Consider the following 25691-nt stretch of genomic DNA (forward strand, 5'->3'; position numbering starts at 1 on the left):
CAAATATTTGTGCCTTATCGTTCAAGCACGAAGTAGGTAGCGGTTTGGGAACACCAGGTCTTTTCAATTCTCCTGAAAATGAAGATTTTGCGGTACAAATGACTACTACAGGAGGATGCTTCAACGGACAACATGGCAAACAACTCGAAGATTTGAATAACACCGTGTCGTGGACGGTTTATCCAAATCCTTCCAATAGCAGTTTTACGATTGAGTTGCGACTTTCGGCTAACTTTCTTACCAATTTGCATGTTTTTGACATCACGGGCAAAGAAATATTGCGTTTATATGAGCAGAAACCTTTGAATAAAGGTTTGCATACATTAAAAATAAGCAATGACCAACTCCCCGCAGGTGTTTACATCTGTCAATTGAAATACAAAGACGAAACAGGACAAGAACAGCGAGAGTATTTGAAGTTGGTGAAAACGCAGTAAGTACAAGCCATTTCAGCATCTGAAACACAAGAGAAAAGGGGCAATACCACTGGTATTGCCCCTTTTCTCTTGTCTATTTTGAAGCTTTCCTAACTTTACTCCACCGTCACCGACTTCGCCAAGTTTCGAGGTTGGTCCACATTGCAGCCCCGCATCAGCGCAATGTGATACGCCAGCAATTGAAGGGGAATAACCGATAAAATTGGAGTCAAAGGCTCCGCCGTTTCAGGAATTTTCACCACAAATTCTGCCAAACCTTCAATGATGGTATCTTTTTCATGGGTAATCGCAATGATGCGTCCGCCTCTTGCTTTCACCTCTTGAATATTGCTCACAATCTTTTCGTAAGCACTCTCATTGGTAGCCATCACGACCACAGGCATTTTTTCGTCAATCAAGGCAATCGGGCCATGTTTCATTTCGGCAGCAGGATAACCCTCGGCATGAATGTAAGAAATCTCCTTCAATTTGAGCGCACCCTCCAAGGCAACAGGGAAATTGTAGCCACGCCCCAAATATAAAAAGTGGCTCACATCTTTGAACTCACCTGCAATGAACTTAACCTGCTCCTCCACCTTCAATGTCTCCTCTACCTTTGTCGGAATTTGCTCCAACTCGGTCAACAAATAGTGGTAGCGAGCTTCGGTCAACATTCCTTTTTGCTGCGCCAATCGGAGTGCCATGAGTGTCAATACAGTGAGTTGTGCGGTGAAGGCTTTGGTTGAAGCTACGCCAATCTCAGGCCCTGCGTGTGTATAAGTTCCCGCATCGGTCAATCGTGAAATAGACGAACCAACCACATTGCAGATTCCCAAAATGGTTGCCCCTTTCGATTTTGCCAATTCAAGGGCTGCAAGCGTGTCTGCCGTTTCGCCCGATTGAGAAATGGCAATAACTACATCGTCTTCGGTGATAATTGGATTTCGATAGCGAAACTCAGAAGCATATTCTACTTCAACGGGAATTCTCGCCAAGTCTTCAAATAAATATTCGCCCACCAATCCAGCGTGCCAAGAAGTTCCACAAGCCACAATGATGATGCGCTTGGCATTCACCATCTTCTGCTCATAATCTTTGATGCCTCCGAGCATGATGATGTTTTTGTCAAGATTGAGGCGACCACGCATACTGTCGTGAATAGACTTGGACTGTTCGTTGATTTCTTTTAACATGAAATGTTCGTAACCCCCTTTTTCGAGCATCTCCAAATTCCACATCAATTCCTCTACTACGGGTGTTTGAATTTGATTATCAATGGTTTTAATGGTCAGCCCATCTTTGATGTCCAAAACCGCCATTTCTTCGTCCTTCAAATACACTACCTTACGGGTATGCTCAATAATAGGTGTCGCATCAGAGGCAAGAAAAAATTCTCCTTCGCCAATGCCTACTACTAGAGGGCTACTTTTTCGAGCAGCGACCAGTCTGCCTGGTTCGTCTTTTGAAGCTACAACAATGGCATACGCCCCAACAACTCCTTGAAGAGCCATGCGGACAGCCTGTTCTAGAGGTGATTTGATCAAAGATTGAATTTCTTCAATGAGATGTACCAATACTTCAGTGTCTGTTTCTGTTTGAAAAACATGCCCACGTCCCTCCAATTCTTTTTTCAAAACAGCATAGTTTTCAATAATGCCGTTGTGTATGATTGCCAACCTTCCATCACCTGATATATGTGGATGGGCATTGATGTCGTTGGGGGCTCCATGTGTCGCCCATCGGGTATGCCCCATGCCTGTTGTCCCTTCAAGGTCTTGGTCTGCTACAAACTTTTCTAATTGTTTTACCTTTCCTTTTTGTTTGTAGATTTTAAGGTCGCCATTCAAAATGGCAACGCCTGTACTGTCATAGCCTCTATATTCCAGTCTTAGTAGGCCTTTGATTAAAATAGGAAAAACGGGTTTATGTCCTACGTATCCAACTATTCCGCACATATCTAAATGGGTTTATTGAATGAATAATGTTTGTGGTTTGAGATGTTTGATAGTACACTTGGTTTAACTAAAGGTTCATTTAACAATTGTTTAACATCAAAATAGTTGATATAGTTGTATTAGCTTTTGAGAGAGAATATTTTGATACCGATTTGAAGCAATGACTTCCGAAATTTACTTTGCTAAAAAGATTTAGACTTTGGACGAAAGATTAAAGACAAAAGACAAAAAGTTTTAAATCATTGACAACAAAGAAATTAAGTGAAATTGCATTGAAAATGCAATTTACTCATAACCAAACATTTACTTCTTTTGTCTTTCTACTTATGTGTTTCATCCAAAGTCCAAATTTATTCTACAATAGCAGTATAAATCAGTCGAAGTTTCATAGGAAAATTAGGGTGTTTTGGACCACCAACTGCCATTCTATTGGGACTGGTAAGAGGATTGCTGGGCAGCAATGAAAATTTTTGATTTTCAGAATTATCTAAGAAACCTTGCAAACGTTGAAGATCAATATCGACCTTGTATTTTATGCCGATTTCTCCATTAACTGTGAGCGTATCTCCTCTCAATCCACTAGCAGTAGAAGACATCACCACAATGGTGTTATCTTCTGTGTTCTCTGCAATCAAACCCAGGGCAAGAGGTGCAGAAAACAAGGCATCACCATCTACTTCTACCTGATAAACTTCCAATTCTGCCTTATTGATTGAAATATTGCCGAGGACATTTTTGCTCAGAGTAGGAATCTCTAAATCAATATCCAATCCTGTCATAGCCTGAACGTAAGCAGTGGTTGTTTCAGAATTCGGAGTTTGATTGATGACTGCTTCAATAGGGGTATTGTTGTAATCGTGTTCAAAATGGTTGATGACTGCTGTGCTTAGATTCATCATAAAATCAAGTGTACCTAAGTCTTCATCATCGTCTGTGTAATATAGCGTCATTTTGGTTTGTTCGCTGAGTATATCAAAATAGGTAAGTGCATTGTTGGAACTTGCAGGTAAGATGTAGAGTCCTTTGAAAAACTGTTGAAAATTTTCGTCGTTTTGAAAAGCAACATCTCCAATCTGATTGAGCAAACGATTACCCAACTCATCGCTTAACCGTATGCGTAGATGAGGGGTAACTCTGTTGCGGAGGGGAATTCCCGAAGTGTCAATTTCTGTGACAATCAAATTGCTATCCGCTGGTTCATACTGAAAATTCCTTTTTTCGCCAATTACCCTTGGATTGTAGGCGATGGTTTCATTGGAGTAATAGGTTTGACTGGCATTTAGTTCCTGCTCTAACTCGTGTACTGTCAGGGAATTGCTAGACACCGAATTGCCATAAATAAGAAAGTTGTCATAGGCCAAAGTAATGACCAAAGAATCAAAAACGGGGTGGTCTCCAAGATTGGGATTGCTGGCCCGCAGTAAAAATTCGGTGTAAATGCTGGCCCTTGATTTGCCGAAAGTGGGGTCATTAACGACTCCAAATAAGTAAGGACGGGTTCTATCGGAGGAATTGGTGGAGTCAGTTTGAACAGTAGCTACTTCAATGGTAAAAGTATCAACGACTGAAGTAGTCAGAAGGTCTTCATCGTCAATGATATCCAAACCAATGGGAGTCGTGTCATTGCAAGAAATGGTGCAGATGCTGATAAATAACACCGTACACCATATCATTAAATATTTTTGTTTCATATAGAAAGGTCGTTGATTACTCTTCTTCGAGCAATTGTGCGTAAAACTTTTTGTGAGCTTCTTTGAATTCTTCATCCTCAGAGTAATCTAGAATATGTTTATTTTCGGCAACGCCATTTTGCAGGACTTTTTCGATTTCTTCGTCCAATACTGCATCTCCTTTCACCACTCCATCTGAATAATAAATAGCTCCTTTGTGCAAACCATTGTTGTTTAGGTCCATATAAGGGGCAATGTCTTTGTCAGATACTTTTTTAATCATTGCTTTCTGCTTGAATATATCTCCAAAAGACTCTGTAAATGAGTTTTCGTAAGCAGTATAGACAATCTTAGAATTGGTGAACAGCGCATCATTTTTGTAAGCAGTTCGGATATAAAGCGGTATCAAACTGGTCATCCATCCGTGACAGTGAATCACATCAGGTGCCCAACCAAATTTTTTGACCGTTTCTATGACACCTTTGCAGAAAAAAACCATTCGTTCAACATTGTCTTTGTAGAATTTGCCATTTTTGTCGTTAAAAACGAATTTTCTTTTGAAAAAATCTTCGTTGTCCAAAAAATATACTTGCATTCTTGCTTGAGGCAGAGATGCTACTTTAATAATGAGTGGATAATCATCCTCATCAATAATAATATTGATACCAGATAAACGTACAACTTCGTGTAAACGATGCCTGCGTTCATTAACAGTTCCAAAACGAGGTGTCAATATACGAAGTTCCATCTTTCCTTTGGTCTTCAAATACTCGGGGAGGGTGCGAGATGCTTTTGCAATAGAACTCTCAGGAAGGTAGGGAAGCATTTCTTGGGTTACAATCAATACTTTCTTTTTATTACTCATATTCTAAGTTATATATTTTAATTATTTATGCGGAGTTTTTATCGGCAATGTTTTAGAAGGGCTTAATTTTTGAGGTGCAAAATTACTAAAAAAATATAAAAATTCATAGCATTCTCGCTATTGTATTGTCGAGATATTCCTATATTCGCAGTTTTATCTAATAAATCTTACCCTTCCAACGTGCTGATTTTTGAAAAAGTAATTGATTTACAGCATTTTTTGAGAGATAAAAAAGCTGAAAATAAACAAATTGGCTTTGTCCCAACAATGGGGGCTCTGCATGAAGGACATTTATCGTTGATAGCTCAATCCAAACATGCTACTGACCTTACTGTATGTAGCATCTTTGTTAATCCTACTCAATTTGACGAGCAGAGTGACCTCGAAAAATATCCGAGAACTACGGAAAAGGATATTACTTTATTGGAAGCGCAGAATTGTGATGTTTTGTTTCTCCCCTCAGTATCAGAAATATATCCTCCCAATCAACGAATAGAAGCAAACTACGATTTTGGTTATTTGGATCAACCCATGGAGGGAGCACATCGAAAAGGACACTTCAAAGGAGTAGCGCAAGTGATTAACCGTTTATTAGAGATTGTACAGCCCGATGAATTGTTTATGGGACAAAAAGACTTCCAACAATTTAAAATAGTTGGAAAACTTTTAGAACTGACTCAAAGTCCTGTAAAATTGATTCAATGTGCCATCGTAAGGGAAGAAGGTGGTTTGGCTATGAGTTCTCGCAATGCCCGACTCACCCCCGAAGAACGTCAAAAAGCAGTATGGATTTCCAAGATACTTCAATGGGTAAAAAATCAACATGGAGTGAATACCCCAGAAGAAATTGAAGTCGCAGCCATTCAAAAACTAAATCAAATCGAAGGCTTTGATGTTGATTATTTGAAGATTGTAGATGCTAAAACTTTGCAGGAAATAACTCATTGGACAGATACCGAAGAAGCCATAGTTTGTACGGCGGTAAGACTTGGAAAAGTTCGTTTGATAGACAACATGCTTATCTAAAATTGGCAAAGATTTTGATTAATGTAGAATAGTTTATTCTCCATTCCCCTCAATTACCAACCTTTAATCTCTCATTCCTTTCACTGGTCTAAATCGGTGTAGTTTTTTACCATTCTTTTTTCAAAAAAGAACCAATTGACATGGTATTTCATTTACCAATGTGCGAACAATTCTGTTTTGAATTGGAAGAGTAAGGGGCTTATTATTTTAATTTTGTAATTTTGCTGTATTATGTTTATTCAAGTATTCAAATCTAAAATTCATAGAGCATCGGTCACTCAAGCAGACCTCAATTATATTGGTAGTATTACCATTGATGAAGCACTGCTCGAAGCCGCTAATTTGATAGCAGGTGAAAAGGTTCAAATCGTAAACTGCAACAATGGTGAACGTCTTGAAACTTACATCATTAAGGGTGAACGGCACTCAGGTGTAATTTGCCTCAATGGTGCTGCCGCCCGCAAAGTAGCCGTTGGTGATATTGTCATTATCATCGGTTATGGTCTTATGGATTTTGAGGAGGCTAAAAATTACGAAGGCGGAACAACCGTTTTTGTGAACGAAAAGAATGAAATCATCAAACAACAGCAATTGGCGGAAGTATTTGCTTGACATTGTTAAGCTTGCTATCTTTTTGGGTTTAGGGTTTTTTCTCGTGTGGTTGGCAGTCAAAGACTTCTCTGCTGAAGATATCGAAGAAATGAAAACCTCTTTGAGCAAAGCTAAATATGGATGGCTATTCCTATCCTGTTTTTTTGCAATAATGAGTCATTTTGCACGGGCACTGCGCTGGCAAATGATGATTGCTGCTTTTGCACACAAACCCCGTTTTGCTATTGCTACCTTATCTTTGATGATAGGTTATATTGCCAACTTGGCTTTTCCTCGTTTGGGAGAAGTAACCAAATGTGGTATCATGAGTAAGTATGAGGATGTGCCTCTTGACAAAGTGTTTGGCACTGTCGTAACTGACCGTATCATTGACATATTTCTACTTTTTACGCTTACATTCGTTGTCATTATCCTTCAATTCAATCTTTTAGGCAACTATTTTATTGAAAAAATCTGGACACCTTTACTCACAAAATTCGGTTACATTTTGGCTACCGAAAATCTGCTGCCCAAAATTGCAGTGATTGTAGTAGCCTTATTGAGTGCCGCTTTGCTGTGGTATGTTGCCCGAAACTTCAAAAAAACATTGGTTTACCAAAAAGCAGTAGATTTGGTAAAAGGCGTTTGGGAAGGAGTTATTTCCGTCAAAAGTGTCAAAAACATGCCCCTGTTTCTCCTGTATTCCTTGTTTATATGGGTCATGTATTTCTTCATGATTTATGTCTGCTTCTTTGCCTTATCCGCTACAGAACATTTAGGAATCAGTGCAGCATTGGCTTGTTTGGTATTTGGCACATTTGGATTTATCACCACACAAGGAGGCATTGGAGCCTATCCTCTCGCCATTGCAGGAACTCTTGCATTGTATGGCATTACATACAATCCTGCTTACGCCTTCGGTTGGCTCGCATGGATGGCCCAGACCCTTTTGATATTGGTTGCAGGACTTGTGGCAATCGGTTTGTTACCGCTTTTCAAGCCAGTAGGCGAAGCCAATAAACAAGAGCTAGGAATGGAAAATGGAGAGCTGGCAATGGAAAAGAAATAAGGGAATACTTCAAAAAATCACATAAAAAATCAAAAATGTCCCTTCCATACCTTCAACAAAAAATACTTACCCTTCCCCAACTGCAAACCAAACTGAACAAATGGCGTTTTTTGGAGCGTAAAATCGTTTTTACCAACGGCTGTTTCGACCTCATTCACAAAGGACACATTCACACCCTTGTTAGTGCCAAAGCATTGGGAAGTCTATTGATCCTCGGTTTGAACAGCGATGCATCGGTCAAAAGATTGAAGGGAGAAAGTCGTCCGATTCAGTCAGAAGCCGACAGAGCATTAATTTTGGCTTCCATGGTTTTCGTTGATGCAGTAGTTATTTTTGAAGAAGATACACCCTCGCAGTTGATTCAACTCATTCAGCCTGATGTGTTGGTGAAAGGAGGAGATTACCAAAAACACGAAGTCGTTGGCGCAGAAATTGTTGAAGCAAAGGGGGGCGAAGTGGTTTTAATTCCTTATTTAGAAGGTCATTCTACGACCAATATATTGCAGAAAGGCTGAAAATTGGCGAACTTTGCAACATTACAAACCTAAAACAAACTCAAAACCAAATAAATGCGTACCATAAACGATTACAATTTCAAAGACCAAAAAGCATTGATTCGTGTGGACTTCAATGTGCCACTCAATGCGGATTTAGAAGTAACCGACAACAACCGTATTCAAGGTGCGTTGCCGAGTATTCAAAAAATATTGAAAGACGGTGGAGCAGTCGTATTGATGTCACATTTGGGACGACCCAAAGGAAAGCCTGCTGAAAAATACTCGCTGAAAAGCGTAGTGGCAGAAACTTCAAAACTGCTCGGACAGGAAGTGAAATTTGTGGCGGATTGTGTGGGTGAAGAAGCCCAAAAAGCCGTTGAAGGACTGCAATACGGTGAAGTATTGTTATTAGAAAATTTACGGTTTTATGCGGAAGAGGAAAAAGGGGATGAAGGTTTTGCCAAACAATTGGCTGATTTGGGCTGCGATGTGTATGTAAACGATGCTTTCGGAACAGCACACCGAGCGCACGCTTCGACCTATACGGTAGCCCAATTTTTCGATACCGAAAAGCGGATGTTTGGCTTATTGATGGCAGCAGAGTTGGAAAATGCCCAAAAAGTAATGCACAACCCTGCTCGCCCTTTCACTGCAATCCTCGGAGGAGCGAAGGTTTCTGACAAAATCATGTTGATCGAAAATATGCTCGACAAGGTGGACAAACTCATCATTGGCGGTGGCATGGCCTACACTTTCCACAAGGCGCAAGGTGGCAGAATTGGGAGTTCGCTGTGTGAGGACGACAAATTGGACTTGGCAAAAGAACTCCTGCAGAAAGCAAAAGAGATGGGTGTTGAATTGTTGATTCCCTACGATTCGGTGATTGCAGATGCTTTCTCCAACGATGCCCATATCGAAATGGCTGCGAGCCAAAGTATTCCCGATGGTTGGATGGGTTTGGATATTGGCACGAATGCCTGTCAACATTTTGCAGCAGTCATCGAACAATCCAAAACCTTACTTTGGAATGGACCGATGGGGGTTTTTGAAATGTCCAATTTTGAAACGGGTACAAGAACTGTTGCAGAGGCAGTGGTGAAGGCTACCCAAAATGGAGCTTATTCTTTGATTGGCGGCGGTGATTCGGCGGCTGCAATTCGTCAGTTTGGTTTTGACGATGAGGTGAGTTACGTGTCAACTGGCGGTGGCGCAATGTTGGAATTGTTGGAAGGGAAGGAACTGCCTGGGATTGAGGCGATGAGATAGATTTTCTTTTTAAAAAGTCAAAAAATGAATACAGATAACCGAAATTTTTGAAATTTCGGTTATCTATTCTGATTTAAGGTAGCTTCATAACAAGGATTACATTCATTCCAATTTCGTCAATTTCTCATATAAAACCTGGTAATTGACCTCTTTTCCCTTTCCGTTTGAAATGCTTACCGTAGCTTTATCCACTCCAATACCTACAATCTTGCCAGTCACCACCTTAATTTGACGTTTAAATGCCACCTTGTCGCCGACTTCAAAAGTGATATCAGCCTTCACACTTTGCGTCACAGCTTTTTCGACCATTGCTGCAGTAGGGATACCCCACACATCACCTTCTACCTTCACTTTCTTTCCATTTCCTTTCACAAATACCTTTACATTTTGAAGATACTCGCCTCCTTCAATACTTTTTACAGCCACTTCCACGGCCTGTTCAAGTGGATTGCCGTTGGATACTTTGGATACACCTTTTACGTATCGTTGAATCAATTGATAATCCTGTGCGCTGTCAATATTGCGAGAAGATATTTGGGTCAAGTCACCAATGCGTTTGTAAGCGCAAGAAGAAGATAGCAGAAAGATACACAAAATAGGTATCAATAATTTTTGTAAATCTCTATTCATTTATTTTTTAAAATTTAGAGGTAATAAATTTGATTAGATTTGCAAATATAACAATATTTCAATAAATAGCTATCTTTTTACATATTCATTACTTAATTTTATGAAAAAATTATTCTCTCTTTTTTCATCGTTGTTTTGTGTTTTTCAATTAGATGCAACAAAGATAGCCCCATACGAGTCCGTGATTTGTGTTAATAGCAGTTGCAATGATAGTCTTTGTGCATTCTTTTAAAAAGTAAATCTAACAGTCTCAACTCATTTCTTCAGCCACTCTACCAAAACATCCACTCCTTCCATCGTTTCCGCACAACATTTTTCCAAAAAAGCAACATCCAAACTTCGATTGGCATATTCCGTTTGGGCAACCTTCAATGCCTCCGTACCGTCAAAATTGACATAAGCCATGCGTGCAATCAATTCATTGGCAGGAATTCCGAAATCACTTGCAGGTAAAATCGCTACTCCCGTTTCTTCCAATAATTGGCGACAAAAATCCCTACTGCTGTGTATGCCTTTAGCGTGTAATTTCTCGGTGTAATGCGAAAAATTGGGGAACAAATAGAAACCGCCTTTGGGAGAAGGGAGGGATACATGGTTCTTTATCAATTTTTTGTAAAGCGCATTGCCGATGACTTTCAAGATTCGGCGAGAATCTTTCAGATAGGCTTCAATGTCTTCCCCACCTTCAAATGCTCGAATCGCTGCATATTGAATAGGCGCACTTGTAGCCGTAAAAGTTTCACTTGCCACAGATGCCATTGCGTCCAACAACCACCTTAGAGAAGGCGGAAATGCAAACAAACCCAAACGCCAGCCACCAGCACCACACCATTTACTCAGTCCAGTGCTGACAATTGTTCCTTCGGGATAAAATCGAGCAATGGAAACGTGCTGCCCCAAATGATTGAGGTCACCATAAATTTCGTCGGACAGCAAAATCAATCGGTACTTTCTGGCTACCTGAGCAATTGCTTTCACCCATTCTAGGGTATAGGTTGCCCCCGTTGGATTGTTGGGATAGTTCAGAATCACAATTCTAGGACGTTCAGGGTCTTGCTCACAAAGGGCTGTCAAATCTTCGGGTCTCAAACGCCAATCATCCTCTTCTTTGGTGGTAAGCCATTGAACATTTCTGCCCACAATTTTGGCCTGTGGAGAATAAGATACCCAACTCGGCGAAGGAATCACCAACTCTCCATAATACACCAATTGCAGTAAAAAAAGTAACTCTTTGGAGCCAGGGCCTACAATAATGTCCTCTGCTTCTCTCTCTATGCCATGACCTTTCAGATACTTATTTGCAATGGCTTCTCTCAGTTCATAAAGTCCTTTGACTGCCAAATAATCCTTTTGGAAGGCATTGTCTTGCAATGCTTTGACCACATTTTCGGGAACGGGAAATGGAGATTGACCCAATCCAAACTTATATACCTTTTTCCCTTGTGCCAAGAGTGAATTGCTCAATTCGTTCACTGCAAGCGTTGCAGATGGCTGTAAACCTCTGATATTTAGATTCAAATGAATGAAAGGTTGGTATTTTTGTTTGAAAGAGATTGATTTTTGACTTGCCATAATAACACATTGCTTTAGTTGATTTGAGAAGTTAGTTTTAGGAAAAACATTCTCGTAAAAACCAAAAGCAGTTATTTGAGAATACTTGACAAAACTTCAGAATTCATCACAGATTCTTTCAATAAAGATTGAAGATGAGGAATCAAATATAGAAAAAAAAGTGTTGATTAGCAAGTAATTAAAGTAAGGTTTGGTCTTAGAGGATATTTTTTTCCTCTGGCTGAGTAAAATGGTATTTTTTTATCACCAAAAGTTTGAATTTAATGCAAAAAAATCGTATTATAGCTTCATCAGTCTAATAGCGCAAAATATAGCAATACAATATTTAATGTGATTTTTTTATTCATTTCAATAAAACCTTATTGTGTACTTATTCATAAGTTGAGTTTGGTTACCTTAAAATATATATCTATGATAGTTATTCCAAAAGTTTACAAATACAAAGCATATTCAATCAGGAATTTTAGAAAAATACCTCAAGTAGAAGCCTATTTAAGCGAAAAAGATAAGTTTGCCATTGAAGTAGTTGGAAATGTATTGCCTTTCAAAGTCAACAATTATGTTGTCAATGAGCTGATTAATTGGAATAATGTCCCCAATGATCCTATTTATGTATTGACTTTTCCACAAAAAGATATGCTTACCCCTGCACATTTCGATGAAATGGCAGATGCACTCAAGGCAGGTGCTTCAAAAGCAGAGATAAAGCTTATAGCTCACAAAATTCGATTGGAGTTAAATCCTCATCCAGCTGGTCAATTGAACTACAATGTTCCAAGTATTGAAGGCATAAAATTGACAGGAGTTCAACACAAGTACAACGAAACCATGTTGTTTTTCCCAGGACAAGGGCAAACCTGTCACGCCTATTGTACTTTTTGCTTTCGATGGCCTCAATTTGTAGGAATGGATGAATTGAAGTTTGCAATGAAAGAAACCGAATTGATGGTAAAATACCTAAAAGAACATCCCGAAATAACAGATGTGCTTTTCACAGGTGGAGATCCCATGATTATGAGTGCCAAAAGATTGAGTAATTATATTTTGCCCTTACTTGAAGCAGATCTTCCCAATTTACAAACTATTAGAATTGGATCAAAGGCATTAGGGTATTGGCCCTATCGTTTTTTGACAGACAAAGATGCGGAAGATGTTCTTCAATTGTTCAGAAAAGTAAATGAAGCGGGTAAGCATTTGGCTTTCATGGCACACTTCAATCATCCCACAGAACTGAAAACAAAGGCAGTGAAGCAGGCGATTCAAAAAATCAGGGCAACGGGTACGCAAATTCGCACACAGTCGCCGATTATGAAAAATATCAATGATAACCCCAGTGTGTGGCGTGATATGTGGAGAGAGCAAGTTCGATTGGGCTGTATTCCTTATTATATGTTTTTGGCAAGAGATACTGGAGCACAGGAATACTTTTCTGTACCAATCGTAAGAGCTTGGCAGATATTCCAAAAAGCCTATCAACAAGTAAGTGGTCTCGCCAGAACTGTCAGAGGGCCAAGTATGTCTGCTGCTCCTGGCAAAGTACAGATTTTGGGTGTATCTGAAATAAATGGAGAAAAAGTAATTTTACTGAGGTTTGTGCAAGGAAGAAAGGCTGATTGGGTGCACCGCCCATTTTTTGCAGCCTACGATGAAGCCGCAATTTGGCTCAACGAGTTGCGACCTGCATTTGGCAAAGAGCAGTTTTTCTACCAAAAAGAATTCAATCGCTACAAAGAAAACAAATCTTTGGGCATAGACATCTTCGCTCAATCCTTTGACATTACAAAAGAAATAGATTTTAGTTGTAATTAATGATGAATGAGCTAAAATTCCCAAAAGCAAAAAGCCCATTGCAGTAGAAGTTCTGCAATGGGCTTTTTGGGTTTTTAGACCTATATTGGATCAAGTGCCTGGAGGTGGGATAAAATCGTTAGGTCCACCAGAGGTTTGTCCGTCATCCTCTTTATCCTCGTCGTATTTACAATACTTAGGATATTTATCATCACCACATCCTCCTTTCAAAGTTTGCTGCCTAGTGCAGTTCAATAGTTGAACAGCACCGAAATCCATTAATTCTGATAAAGTTGCTTTCTTCATTGCTTTATAGATTTGGGTTGTAAAAATTTAAGATTGTTCTTAATATCCATTACTTTACAAAAATGATTCCACTCTAAAAGAAACAAATAATATTATTGAAAACTTGCTCACTGCGAATCGTTTGTGTATTCAAGCCTCAAAAATCTAAAGGCTTGAAAATGAATTTATCTATGTTATCTTATTACCACCAACATTAAATCAAACCCAAATTTGAGAATCACCTCTCTGTATTTCAATCAAAAAGGTAAATTTTCCACATCCACATTTCCACCCGAAAAAATCACCCCAACTTTTTTCCCTTCAAATTTTGGCTGCCCCTTGATAATCGCCGCCAAGGACACCGCACTCGAAGGCTCAATAATGATTTTCATACGTTCCCAAACCAAACGCATCGCTGCAATGATTTCTTCCTCTGATACACAAATAATTTCCTCCACTAACTCGCTAATAACTGCAAAAGTCTTATCTCCCAATGAAGTACGCAAACCATCTGCAATCGTATTGGGATTTTCGACAGGTACAATATGACCCGCTTCCAAAGACCGAAAAGCATCATCCGCTTTCATCGGTTCACCCCCAATCACCTTTGTTTTCGGAGAAAGGTAATGTACCGCCAAAGCCGTTCCGCCAATCAATCCACCGCCACCAACGGGCGAAACGATGTAATCCAAGTTCGACACTTGCTGCAAAAGTTCATTGGCACAAGTCGAATTACCCACCATCACATCCCAATCATTGAAGGGATGCACAAAAGTTGCTCCAGTTCGTGTAACCACTTCCTTCAAGGTGCTTTCCCTTGCCGCCAAATTAGAGGCACAGTCCGTGACTTCTGCGCCATATCCTAAGACAGCCGTTTTTTTGACCTTTGGGGAATTTTCGGGCATCACGATGTATGCCTTGATTCCGTGAATTTTTGCCGACAAAGCCAAAGCCTGTGCAAAATTGCCCGATGAATGAGTTGCCACGCCTTTCTGTTTGGCTTCCTCACTCAAACAATCCACCGCATACGCCGCCCCTCGCATTTTGAAAGCTCCCATTTTTTGGAAGTTTTCACACTTGAAGTAGAGGTCGCAGCCCACGATCTGGTTGAGACTCATTGAAGTCAAAACAGGGGTTCGGTGAATGAAAACTGCAATGCGTTGAGGAGCAGCTTCAATGGTTTCTTTTGAAGGAAAATTGTTCATTTTGAAAAGATTAACCCAGTTATCTATTGTTTGTTGTAAGTTGTAGAACCCGTTCGACTTCCACCTCATTATCCGCCTTTCCATCTTTCTTAAAATAACTCCCCACAATAAATCCATCCGCATAGGGCTGCAAAATTGGCAAGCTATCAGGAGTTGTGCCACTGCCAATCAAAACAGGCACTTTGGAATGGGTCTTCACCATCTGCAAATCTTCTACACTCGTTGTTTCACCTGTTCGAGTGCCTGACACGATTACCGCATCGACCAATCCACGCTCGGTCAAATCCTTGGTTTCTAAATCCAAACTCCTACCTGCCAAAGGTTGGGCGTGTTTGACTCCAATATCTGCAAAAATCAGCACATTCGATTGAAGGGCAGCTCGAAGCCGCAAAGTTTCATAGGCTTTTCCTTCAATGATTCCTTGGTCTGCCACGACTGCATTGATATGCACGTTCACCCGAATAAACTGCGCTCCAACTGCCGTAGCAATTGCCATTGCAGCACTTGCATCATTTCGCAATACATTGATACCCACAGGAACATTCACCCGATTGACCACTTCCCGACTGATGGCAGACATGGCCGCAATCGTTTCGGCAGGCACTTGATGGGGGAAAAATGGCGCATCTTTGAAGTTTTCGATGATGATGCCATCGGTGTATTGATTGAAGATTTCGGCTTCTGCAATCGCTTGATCGTAAATGGCTTGTAAGTTGCCTTTGTAGAGCGGTGCGCCTGGGAGTGCTTGCAGGTGAATGACTCCAATAATCGGTTTTGGGTTGGGGAAAAGATGGTGAAAGGTCATGTATGTTGAAGGTTTTTGAAGTAAATGGACTGATGCTGCAAATTAGTACAGATTTTTTGATTGGAGATGGTTTTTTGGAAGGGAAATTTGGTTTTCTTCTTTTGCATAAACCTCAATTCCCCACCACCAAAATTTTCCCATTCTGGCCAACTTCCATCTGCAATCCTTCACCTTGCAGCAACCGATACGCATACACCCCACTCTCTAATCCCTGCAAATCAACCGTTTGGCGACCTTCAATGATTTTCGCACTTTTCACCAACCGCCCAACAGCATCAAAAATCTGCAATTGAAGTGAACTCGCTGCAATGACTTCAAGACGGTTTTGTGAGTTATTGTACCAAACCTTTGCAGTATGTTCATTTTGAAGGGAAAGCGCAATAACTTTGGAGAAAGTGAATTGACCATTGAAGTCGGTTTGCTTCAAGCGGTAATACACAATTGGAGTAGAAGAAGGCAAATCACCGTCTTCAAATTGATAGGATTGAAGGCTGCTTGTTGTGCCTTTTCCCGCCATTTTTCCGATGGCTTCAAAGTTTTTGCCCTTGCTGCTGCGTTGGACTTCAAAGTGGGAATTGTTGATTTCGGAGGCGGTTATCCAAGTGAGTTGTGCGTTTTGGTTTTTGTCGAGATAGGCATCAAATTGGAGGAGTTCGATGGGTAGAGTTACGTCCAGTTCAGGTATGCCGATGGTGTTGAAAACGGTGTTGGTCGTGATGGGTTGGTTGTAGTCGAAGTAAATATCGCCGAGGTTGGTGATAATGGATTTTTTGGGTGCGTCTTGGAATGGGGTGATTCGATACTGCACAAAACCATGACTTTCCAGTTCGTTCGTTGTGCTATCGGGCAGCAATATGTTGTTGAATTCGACGATTAGCACATTTTGGTCGGTGATTCGGGCATCGTAGGAATGGCTTGCACTGAGGATTTTGAAGCTGCGGAGGTCGAGAAATTCGCTTTGCAAGGTGTCGATGATGGTGACTCTGAAAGCGGTGTCATTGCCTGTATTTTGGAAGCGGATTTTGTAGGTCAATTCTGTGCCTTCTTCGATGTAGTTTTGGGCGGCAATGCCTGTGGGATGCACACTTTTGTCGTTGGGGTCAAAAGAACCGATGATTTCTTGACAATCTATGTCGATGAAATGCTCCAAATCGGAATTGGGCTGCGAAGTGACAAAACCCAAAGCATAGGGCGCATCTCCACACAATTCGACCACGACTTGCGGCTGACTTTCGGATGGGTGAAAATCCGTTTGTTCTGCCTTCAAACGGTAGGTCGCTCCTGTGGCTGCAAAGCTCAATTCGGTGCTTTCGCCTTCCATCAACTGCAAATTGTGTTTGGAAGTCAAAACATCGTTTTCGTAAATTCGGTATTCCACGCTGTCCTGCATGTCTTCACCTTCATTGTGGAGGGTAAACTGAATGTACTCACTTTCAATACATTCTCCTTCAACCACAATATCCGAACCATCCCAAAGTGAATCCACATCCCGACACAAAAAAGCGGGGTAAATCCGCCCTTCAACACAAGCCGCACTTCCCAAAACCGCTTCACAACTCACCGAATCCGTCACCACAAACGAGCCACATCCGCCAATCGCCAAAGCCTCCAAATCAAAGGTGAATACATTGCCGTCTTGACTATATGGAATCGAAGCATCCAAAGGAATGAGTTCATCGGGAAAGGTCAGTTCAATGAAAGGATTGTCGGCTGTTCGGGTGCCTTCATTGCAGTAGGAAACGGTGTAGGTATTTTTGAAACACCTTCTCTGCAAAGGGCTTGCGACATCAATGGTCAGCAAGGTACATTCGTCTTCTATCGTGAATCCAAAGTTTTGGTTGGGAATGATGTCGGTGTAATTCTCGAAAGTGACGGTGTAGGATTCGGGGCAGTTTTCGCTCCAAAGGAAGTTGGGAGGAATGGCGGTGATTTGGTATGTGCCTGTGTCTAATTGGAGGGTGTAGAATCCGTTTTCATCGGTGAAGGTGGAAAATTGGTTGTCATTGGTGGTGATTTTGGTGTTTTTTAGTGGTTCTTCTCCTTCGTCTTGTAGGCAGTTTTGGTTTTGGTCGTGGAAGGCTGTGCCTGTGAGGATTGGGGTTTGAAGGCAAGGAAAATAATAGTTGTGTAGGTTTAATGCTGGAAGAGTTCCAATCAAATCATTAGGGCAAACGTATAGAGTATGTAAATTGGGTAATTTTGAAAAATTAGGAATATAACCTGTTAATTTATTCGTTCTCAAAATAATCCAAGATAGATTAGGTGTATTGCTAAAGTTTGGAATTACACCAGTTAAATGATTTTCGGAAAAATCTATGCTTAGTAAGTTGGGAGTATTATTAAAGTTTGGAATAAAACCATTTAATTGATTTCGTTGTAATTCTAATATTTCCAAACTAAGCAAATTTGAGAAATCTGGAATATTTCCCTCTAGTTCATTGTCACTTAATAGCAGAATTTTCAAATCAGGCAATTTAGAAAAATCTGGAATTATACCAGTAAAATGATTGTCTATAAGATTCAATTTTTCCAATTTAGGAAAACTTAATAAATCTGGTATAGTCCCACTTAGCTTATTTCCTTCTATTTCTAAAACCTCTAAATTAGGTAGGCTATATTCAGGAATAGTACCAACTAACTCATTAAAACTTAAAATCAATTCTTCTAAATTACCCAGATTTGTGAAATTAGGAATAATACCACTCAAAAGGTTTTCTTCTAATACTAGTCTATTTAGCATAGAAATATTAGAAAAATCTGGAATTGTACCACTCAGTTGATTACTTGATAAGTTTAGACCTTTTAAGTTCGGTAGGTTAGAAAAATCTGGAATTGTATCACTCAGTTCGTTGTCTGATAGGTTTAGCCCCTTTAAATTTGGTAGATTAGAAAAATTTGGAATTATACCATTTAACTTATTTCCTCCTAAACCTAAAGTTTCTAATTCTAGTAATTTTGAAAAATTTGGAATTGTACCACTAAGCTGATTAGAACCTAAATATAATACTTTCAATTTTGGAAGATTGGAAAAGTCAGGAATATCTCCACTTAATTTATTTACAAATAAATATACGTAGGATAATTTTGGTGTATAATTAAAATTGGGAATACTACCATTTAGTTGATTCCTTGATAGATATAAATATACCAACTTGGGAAGATTGGAAAAATTTGGAATATTTCCGCTTAAATTATTTTCGTGTAAATATACTTCTACTAAATTTGGCAAATTTGAAAAGTTTGGAATACTTCCAGTTAAATTGTTCTGGCTTAAACTTAAATGCTTTAGATTTGGTATATTGGAGAAGTTAGGGATTGCACCTTCTAAATTATTTATAACTAAATTTAGATATGTTAACTTTGGTAAGTTAAGGTTAGGAATATTTCCACGTAGTTTTTTATTAGATAAAAATATTCGCTCCACCCAACACCCATCTTCACTCACCGTTACCCCAAACCACTCCTTAACAGGCTCTACCAACCATCCACTATTATTCGTCCAATCATCCCCTCCCAAAGCCTCATAAAATTTCACCAACTCCAAAGAATCCGATTCCGACACACCATTGCATTGCGCTTGCAGTTGATTGTCAAGGCTAAAAAAGGCTGCGATAAATAAAAAGTAGAAAAATGGTTTCATAAGTGTAAGGTTTTTGATGTGATTGCTCACTAACGGAGGGTTTTAAACCCACCGTTAGTGAGCGGATAATAGTAATAACGGTTTTTCCAAAAAAGGTAAATCGAAAGATAGGCATTTCAGAAATTAGTTTGTAAGTTTCGTTTTTTTAAGAATCCGATTTTGAATACCCCGTTCTTAGCCACGAATTAATTCGTGGGCTAAGAATGGAGAAAATACCTTCAAACTATGTTCGGTACACTACGAGCCATCTATCGCTTAGTCCTCTTTCCTCTACTTATTTTCTTGGTTTTGGGCTATTATGTGCTGACTGCTCCTTTGTTTGGCATGAATTTGAAGCGCATTTTGCCCATCCGAAAAAACTGGGCGAAGATGGCGACGTGGTTTTTGGGGATACAAATTGAAGTGAAGGGAAATTTACCGACAGAACCCAGTTTGTTGGTCTATAACCATCGGTCATACATAGACTTGTTTGCTGCTTTTCAACACATTGAAGCCATCCCTGTCGGTAAGGCAGAGGTGAGCAAGTGGCCAGTGATTGGTTTGGCGGGAAAAATGACGGGGGCGATTTTTGTGGATAGAGGCAATAAAAACAGCCGAAAAGCCACAAGGGATGCCATTGCTCAAACATTGAAGGAAGGGCATCATGTTATTATTTACCCCGAAGGAACAAGCCATATTGAAGCACAAACAATTGATTTTAAGATAGGTTCGTTTGAAGTGGCCGCAGCAGAGGGTTTTCCTGTTGTACCTGTGGCAGTGGATTACGAATATTTGAAGGAAGCGGCTTTTGTGGACGATGATGAATTTTTAGGGCATTTTTTGAAGTGTTTTCGTCGCCGAAAGATTCCAATTCGATTTTCTTATGGTGAACCATTGCAGTCAGGTGATGCTCAATGGCTCATGCAAACAGCTAAGAGTTGGATAGACCATTCTTTGAAGGAAATGGAGCAGATGATACAACAAAAAGGAATAAAGTGGTAACTCAAAAATGACTTTTATTCCTTGTCGTGTTTTCAAAATCAAATTTCCTAAATCATACACTTAGCTGATTTTTAGAATTTTACACCTTTGAGGATAAACTTCAAAAGTGTAAATTTGATAAACCAAAAAAAGCCGAGCAAGAATGCTCGGCTTTCGATAGTTTTTTGGCTTGAAAAAAAACGTTTATTGAATCCAAGGATCGTCTTGTGAAAGGGTGAAAAGGACATCGAATGTAAATGCTTCAGAACCTATTTGTTGCTCCAAAAGGCTTTTGCTGTTCATGGAAGGGGTAGAAGATTTGGCTGGAGATTCTTGTGTGCCGACTCTCCAGGCGAGGCTGAATTGGTTGGCTTTTGAATCACCAATGTTGCTTTTGTTTTGTTCACGTTTGATGACCGTAAAATCATCGCTCAACAAGGCAATTGCTCCTTCGTCTGTGGCTTCAATTTTGTTGGTGGCATTGGAGGTGTTGAATTTGGCTCCGATATTGTTGATGGCCAATTTTTGTTCACGATTTCCGTTACTATTCGCTCCCTTTACAAAGTTACCGTCCACGTCTGCTCTCCAATCTAATTTCCAATTGACTGTTGCATCAACTCCAAAGCTGTGAATACCGTTTTTGACACCTTCGCTTACAAAAGTACCGCCGTTGGTAGGGTCTTCGGCTTTGATGCCTTGTTTGAATTCTTCCATTTCGTCAAAGATGAAACTTACGCTTGGGTCTTCGGGGCCGTGCAATTGAAGGATGGTTTCTAAGTTGATAGAAACAGAGATGTTTTTTTCTAATTCATCTAAATCGCCTAAGTTACCATCTCCTGCGCCGTATGTGTTTCCGCTGATTTGAGCAAAGGAAAAGTTGGAGAAAGAGAGAGTGAAAAGGATTGCGAATGTTGAAATTTTTACTAAAGTTTTCATGAGTTTGAATTTTATTTATTTTTAAATAATAATGTTATGTTCCGAATGTAAAGAACTCTATGAAAGAGTGTTTGTTTGAATTCTGCTGCAAAGAAAAGGAGAAATGTGTGAAGGATTCTTGTACTTTCGATGGTTGGAGGGTAGGTTTCGGTGATTGGGGAAAATGCTTCGGTTTTTGGGAAATGGGGATTTTTTTGAAGAGGGTTGGGGTGGTGATTTTTTATGATAAGGATTCCCGACAAAATAACTTTATCACATTTGAGGTGAAGACTTTTGAAGTGTACTCTTTGAAGGATATTGATTTTCACTGGAATGGGGAATCTTTGAAGCAAAACTTCAAAAGTTTCATTCCATTAACATCTTCGATGATTTTAAATAATTTTACAAAAATTGCCCTTTTTCTTCTCAACATGATTTTTTTTCGATATATTTGTTACCATCTTTCCCCAAAAATCATTAAACCATATACCATTCTCACACAAAACTCAGTGGTCATGAATACATACCAACAGCGGTATTTCAACCGTACTTACTTGTGGATTTGTTTCTTAGCAGTATTGTTGTTACTGCTCGCTACGAGTTGCAACCCGACCACACAGATTCAAGTCCTTCAACCTGCTGCATTTACTATCCCCGACCACATCGAAACCGTTGTCACCATCAACCGCAGTATTCCGCCCAAGAAATTTTGGAATGCTGTTGAAGGTTTGATTACAGGCGAGAACATTGGACAAGACAAAGAAGGCGCACGTTATGCGTTGGGGGCATTGACCGATGCACTAACCCGAACGCCGAGGTTTGCGGTCAAGCAGTCGGGGCTCGAAATGGAAGGAAGTGGCAGTTTCAGTTTGCCTGTTCCTTTGCCGTGGAGCGAAGTGAATAGATTGTGTCAACAATACAATGCCGATGCTTTGGTTGCCTTAGAAGCTTATGATACGGATATTCTGCAAAACTGTGACCCTCGTGAAATCAAGAGCAAAGACAAGGAAGGCAATACCAAAATCGAAACCCGCTACGATGCCCGCCTCAGTACAGATGTGAAACTCGCATGGCGCATGTATGATCCCAAAAACCAACAAATCATTGACGAATTTACGGTAGCAGAAGGTTTGGACTGGAAAGAAAGTGGAGATACGCATGATGGTGCAATCAATCGCCTTCCCAATCGTCAATTTACTGTAAACGAAACAAGTGCAGCTGCAGGTGGGGCGTATGGGATGCGAATTGCCCCTATTTGGATCACTGTAGAACGCACCTACTTCAAAGACCACAAAAAAACACCTCAAATGGAAAATGCCAATCGGTTTGCGAAAGTGGGTAATTGGAAATCTGCCGCCTCACAATGGCAAATCCTCGTCAATTCAACCGATAAAGAACTGGCAGGTAAGGCTGCTTACAATATGGCTGTTGCCAATGAAGTAGAGGGCAAACTTTCCTCTGCGCTCGAATGGGCAGAAATGTCTTACACCCAATTTGGCAACAAAAAAGCCAAATCCTATATCCAAACCTTGCGTCAGCGCATCTATGAGCAGGAGCAGGTGAATCAGCAAATGAATTTGAGGTGAGAAATAACATTACTCAAAAATCCATTTCCCATTCTCCATCAATTCCCCTTCACTTGACAAGCGGTACAAATACATGCCTTTCGGAAAATGCGCTATATCCAATCTCAAGTATTGATTCTCTTTCTTCAATAGCCATCTTCCCACTTCTTTTCCCTGTAAATCATACCATTGCAGTAATCCATCGGCAGATAAGTCATACACCGTTTGTAGTTGTTCAATAGCAGGATTTGGAAACATCCTAAAATCAAATTTTTGCAAATCTTCAATGGCAGTCACCGCATCTACTACGATTTCAACCGTTTGTTGACAGCCAAAAGCATCGGTAACATTGACTGTATAAACGCCAGCTGTTTTGCCTTCAATGTAGGGAGTCGTTTCGCCAGTATTCCACTCAAAAACAAAAGGAACTTGACCTCCCATTAACTCAATGCCTGCACTGCCATTGGTTTGTGCATCAACTTCTGGTGTCGTATTCACTTCAATCTCGAAACCTTCGGGTGCAAATATTTCAAATTCATATTCGTTGATTGAACCATTTGCAGCTATTATTTGCAGTTCATACACTCCCGTTTCCAAGTTGCTGACGGTTGTTCCCGTTTCGCCATTCGACCACAGAAGGGTGACGTTTTCCGTTTCGCCAAATAGCTGAATGTCAATTCGTCCTTGAGCATCCGTAGCGCAGCGATTGTGTTGAAGGGCAGCGGTAAGATAGCCAAAGTTTGCGCCCAGTTTTTGCAGATTGGCAGCCTTGTTTTCTCCCAACATATTAGCACTTCGGAGCGTTTGCAGAATGGTTTTGGAATCGGTATCTTCCACAAAAACCACACTTCGCAGCGTTTCCCTGTTTTTGATGTAGTCTGCTACCTCATATTCAAACGAAAAATGTTGGGTTTCATTGATTTGCAGATTAGAGAGTGGCGTACCATTTTCGTTTGGCAGCATTTTTCGCATTACATAATAAAAATCCGTCAAGCCATTGGAGCCTGGTGCAAACTCATACAAAACCTCACGCTCTACAATCACTGTTTGCAGCCGTAGATTTGTTGAAGCAATATCGACAGTAGGAGTGACATAAACATCCAAGACTATTTTATCTAATTCACCTTCAATTCCTTCCACCATTCTTTCGATAATTGCCAAGTTAATCAATGCATCATTCGCCCGAAAAGCATTGACATGGGCAGAGAGAATAAACTGCGTTGCATCTTCCAGCAAACCTCCTTCAATAACCGAATACGGCACTCCGAATACTTCATGGTATTGAAGCCGAGTATCGACATCCGTTGGATTTTCTTCATACATGGGGTCGAAACCTGGGTAATTGACATGGTAGCTAATGGCTGCAATACCTGGATTGTTCAACACTGTACTGACAAAAATGGGGTCAGCCACAGCACAGATAGAGCAAGATGCATTACTGAAACTTTCGTACAAAACTGTTCGCTCAGAAAGGGTGGCTACTACGTTTACGTTTCGGAGAAGATTGTTGTTGAGAAGGTTATCATCTTCTCTGCCATTGATATGGGTCAAAAAAACGGTCACTTGATTTAAGCCTTTGCTCGCCTGCCATTTTTGTTCATGCTCAAATAGATAGGTTTCAAAAGGCTGCAATTGAAGACCTTCAATGTGTTGGGTAAAGATTTGGTCGTCCACTTCCCAGTTGAGGTCAAAAGCTTCAATAACCGTACTTCCAAGATTGGTGATTTTCCCTGCAATGACTTGTGGTCCTTGCAGCAGATGATTGGGTAAATCTACTGAAGAAAGTTCTGCATCCAATTCGGGCAAGGCTGCGGCGATAAAATGGATTTCATTGTTGAACTGAAAGTTTCCTTGTTCTGCAATGGTCACGCCCAACATTTCGACTTTATAAGAACCCATATTGTTGATACAACAGGTGACTCGAAAGGTGAGGTGACTGTTGTTTGGCACACAAACAGTGTCTATATAGGTTTTATTGTCCTGCAAAAAGAACCCACTTGTTCCGTATTGCTCACCTGAATTGTCGTTGGTGAGTTCCCAAAAAGTATCGCTGCCAAAATCTGCGGTAATGACGGTCACTATAATGGGGATTTCTTGCTCATTGCAATGAGTAGCTTGAAGATAGGAGAGGGACAACAAATTTAGAAGTAAAAAAGGTAGGGGATGTTTCATGCCTTGCTTGCTGTTTTTTTGGTTACAGACTTCAAAATTAGGCAAATTCACTCTTTACAATCGTACACTATCAGACAGTTTGGCGGTTGCAAAACAATTACAATTAAATCCAAACGGCATAATTGTCCTTAGCAACACTCAAAAAATAAGTTCTGTATTTGAAATTTCCTGATTATAACGTTTTGCTGTGATAAAAAAAAGCCACTGAAAATGCTTATGTTTAAAGGACAAACCAAACAATAGCAAACTCAGTGGCATCTAAAATTAAGAAAAATTGTACGATTGGTATTGCCCATTTCGGAAAATAAATATGATTCATTTTTAAAAGATTCAAAAATAGCTCACCAAATAATTAGTGAAATATGGGCAACAAGCCCTGAGTTATTTCCTGCACAAATGACTAAAAGTTATGTGCTTAACGGCAAAACTCGGCCGTCCAAAAAAATGGACATCCAAATGCGAAAAATAGAAGTAGAGGAACAAAATTATCAAATACGCCCAAGTTTCATTCTGCCTTATTGCAGAGCGAAAACAGATGTAGCCCTACAACACCAGCTATCTCTCATATCTATCAATAGTTCGTTATAATTTCATACAAAAAAAAAAAAATCGAAGTTTATTTTTTGCAAAATAGAAACTCCATTTGAAACCTCATTTTAAAATCGTTTGAGTGCTTTAGATTAGTTGTTTAAAAATAGAAGGTGGTACCTATTTTCAACTAAAAAAATAGTTGGTTTTTTCTACAAAAAATGTTAATATCGCATCTCCTCACAACAATTGAAGCTAAAAATACGTCAAG

At 40.0% G+C, this 25691-nt stretch carries 21 protein-coding genes; 10 read left to right on the top strand and 11 right to left on the bottom strand.

Going from position 1 to position 25691, the window contains the following annotated elements:
• The first annotated feature begins 44 nt into the window (after positions 1–44).
• Positions 45–437: a T9SS type A sorting domain-containing protein gene (locus R3E32_11795; protein ID MEZ4885403.1), complete on the top strand. Its 393-nt coding sequence runs from the start codon at positions 45–47 to the stop codon at positions 435–437.
• 95 nt (positions 438–532) lie between these two features.
• Here the strand turns inward: R3E32_11795 and glmS are convergent, their stop codons facing one another.
• From glmS to R3E32_11810, 3 genes are all read right to left on the bottom strand, one after another.
• On the bottom strand, positions 533–2371 hold the full coding sequence (gene glmS, locus R3E32_11800; protein ID MEZ4885404.1) for a glutamine--fructose-6-phosphate transaminase (isomerizing): 1839 nt from the start codon (positions 2369–2371) through the stop codon (positions 533–535).
• 350 nt (positions 2372–2721) lie between these two features.
• Positions 2722–4062: a DUF4270 domain-containing protein gene (locus R3E32_11805; protein ID MEZ4885405.1), complete on the bottom strand. Its 1341-nt coding sequence runs from the start codon at positions 4060–4062 to the stop codon at positions 2722–2724.
• A 16-nt stretch (positions 4063–4078) separates the two neighbouring features.
• Positions 4079–4906, bottom strand: a complete 828-nt coding sequence (locus R3E32_11810) for a glycogen/starch synthase (GenBank protein ID MEZ4885406.1) — start codon at positions 4904–4906, stop codon at positions 4079–4081.
• Between the two features lie 180 nt (positions 4907–5086).
• On the opposite strand from R3E32_11810, the gene panC reads away from it, so the two are divergent.
• The 5 genes from panC to R3E32_11835 all read left to right on the top strand — a co-directional run bounded on the left by panC (position 5087) and on the right by R3E32_11835 (position 9355).
• Positions 5087–5932, top strand: a complete 846-nt coding sequence (gene panC / locus R3E32_11815; GenBank protein ID MEZ4885407.1) for a pantoate--beta-alanine ligase — start codon at positions 5087–5089, stop codon at positions 5930–5932.
• 231 nt (positions 5933–6163) lie between these two features.
• Positions 6164–6544 (top strand): aspartate 1-decarboxylase, encoded by a 381-nt coding sequence (locus tag R3E32_11820; GenBank protein MEZ4885408.1) that lies wholly within the window; start codon positions 6164–6166, stop codon positions 6542–6544.
• The gene (locus R3E32_11825) at positions 6501–7592 is read left to right on the top strand and encodes a lysylphosphatidylglycerol synthase transmembrane domain-containing protein (GenBank protein ID MEZ4885409.1); all 1092 of its coding nucleotides are present in this window, start codon (positions 6501–6503) and stop codon (positions 7590–7592) included. Before R3E32_11820 ends, R3E32_11825 begins: the two co-directional genes overlap by 44 nt.
• A gap of 35 nt (positions 7593–7627) precedes the next feature.
• Complete coding sequence (gene rfaE2, locus R3E32_11830) at positions 7628–8107, top strand: D-glycero-beta-D-manno-heptose 1-phosphate adenylyltransferase (GenBank protein ID MEZ4885410.1); 480 nt, start codon at positions 7628–7630, stop codon at positions 8105–8107.
• Positions 8108–8161: 54 nt separating this feature from the next.
• Positions 8162–9355: a phosphoglycerate kinase gene (locus R3E32_11835; protein MEZ4885411.1), complete on the top strand. Its 1194-nt coding sequence runs from the start codon at positions 8162–8164 to the stop codon at positions 9353–9355.
• Between the two features lie 102 nt (positions 9356–9457).
• Here R3E32_11835 and R3E32_11840 read toward each other — a convergent pair whose 3' ends face one another.
• Both R3E32_11840 and R3E32_11845 read right to left on the bottom strand, forming a co-directional pair.
• Positions 9458–9985, bottom strand: coding sequence for a hypothetical protein (locus tag R3E32_11840; protein MEZ4885412.1), 528 nt, complete (start codon positions 9983–9985; stop codon positions 9458–9460).
• 255 nt (positions 9986–10240) lie between these two features.
• Positions 10241–11557 (bottom strand): aminotransferase class I/II-fold pyridoxal phosphate-dependent enzyme, encoded by a 1317-nt coding sequence (locus R3E32_11845; GenBank protein ID MEZ4885413.1) that lies wholly within the window; start codon positions 11555–11557, stop codon positions 10241–10243.
• A gap of 411 nt (positions 11558–11968) precedes the next feature.
• On the opposite strand from R3E32_11845, the gene R3E32_11850 reads away from it, so the two are divergent.
• On the top strand, positions 11969–13366 hold the full coding sequence (locus tag R3E32_11850; GenBank protein ID MEZ4885414.1) for a hypothetical protein: 1398 nt from the start codon (positions 11969–11971) through the stop codon (positions 13364–13366).
• Between the two features lie 90 nt (positions 13367–13456).
• On the opposite strand, the gene R3E32_11855 is transcribed toward R3E32_11850, so the two are convergent.
• The 4 genes from R3E32_11855 to R3E32_11870 all read right to left on the bottom strand — a co-directional run bounded on the left by R3E32_11855 (position 13457) and on the right by R3E32_11870 (position 19280).
• Positions 13457–13651 carry a hypothetical protein gene (locus tag R3E32_11855; GenBank protein ID MEZ4885415.1) on the bottom strand — a complete coding sequence of 65 codons (195 nt, stop codon included), beginning with the start codon at positions 13649–13651 and terminating at the stop codon, positions 13457–13459.
• A gap of 236 nt (positions 13652–13887) precedes the next feature.
• The gene (locus R3E32_11860; protein ID MEZ4885416.1) at positions 13888–14835 is read right to left on the bottom strand and encodes a pyridoxal-phosphate dependent enzyme; all 948 of its coding nucleotides are present in this window, start codon (positions 14833–14835) and stop codon (positions 13888–13890) included.
• Between the two features lie 19 nt (positions 14836–14854).
• The gene (locus tag R3E32_11865) at positions 14855–15640 is read right to left on the bottom strand and encodes a BtpA/SgcQ family protein (GenBank protein ID MEZ4885417.1); all 786 of its coding nucleotides are present in this window, start codon (positions 15638–15640) and stop codon (positions 14855–14857) included.
• A gap of 112 nt (positions 15641–15752) precedes the next feature.
• Positions 15753–19280, bottom strand: a complete 3528-nt coding sequence (locus R3E32_11870) for a leucine-rich repeat domain-containing protein (protein ID MEZ4885418.1) — start codon at positions 19278–19280, stop codon at positions 15753–15755.
• Between the two features lie 225 nt (positions 19281–19505).
• On the opposite strand from R3E32_11870, the gene R3E32_11875 reads away from it, so the two are divergent.
• On the top strand, positions 19506–20261 hold the full coding sequence (locus R3E32_11875; protein ID MEZ4885419.1) for a lysophospholipid acyltransferase family protein: 756 nt from the start codon (positions 19506–19508) through the stop codon (positions 20259–20261).
• 183 nt (positions 20262–20444) lie between these two features.
• On the opposite strand, the gene R3E32_11880 is transcribed toward R3E32_11875, so the two are convergent.
• On the bottom strand, positions 20445–21176 hold the full coding sequence (locus tag R3E32_11880; GenBank protein MEZ4885420.1) for a hypothetical protein: 732 nt from the start codon (positions 21174–21176) through the stop codon (positions 20445–20447).
• 494 nt (positions 21177–21670) lie between these two features.
• Between R3E32_11880 and R3E32_11885 the strand changes: the two genes are divergently transcribed.
• Positions 21671–22741, top strand: a complete 1071-nt coding sequence (locus tag R3E32_11885) for a DUF6340 family protein (GenBank protein MEZ4885421.1) — start codon at positions 21671–21673, stop codon at positions 22739–22741.
• A gap of 9 nt (positions 22742–22750) precedes the next feature.
• Here the strand turns inward: R3E32_11885 and R3E32_11890 are convergent, their stop codons facing one another.
• Positions 22751–24892 carry a T9SS type A sorting domain-containing protein gene (locus R3E32_11890; GenBank protein MEZ4885422.1) on the bottom strand — a complete coding sequence of 714 codons (2142 nt, stop codon included), beginning with the start codon at positions 24890–24892 and terminating at the stop codon, positions 22751–22753.
• A gap of 456 nt (positions 24893–25348) precedes the next feature.
• Here R3E32_11890 and R3E32_11895 point away from each other — a divergent pair, with 456 nt between their 5' ends.
• Positions 25349–25480 carry a hypothetical protein gene (locus R3E32_11895; protein MEZ4885423.1) on the top strand — a complete coding sequence of 44 codons (132 nt, stop codon included), beginning with the start codon at positions 25349–25351 and terminating at the stop codon, positions 25478–25480.
• Positions 25481–25691 lie beyond the last annotated feature (211 nt).

Source organism: Chitinophagales bacterium, from assembly GCA_041392475.1.
Classification (GTDB): domain Bacteria; phylum Bacteroidota; class Bacteroidia; order Chitinophagales; family UBA2359; genus JAUHXA01.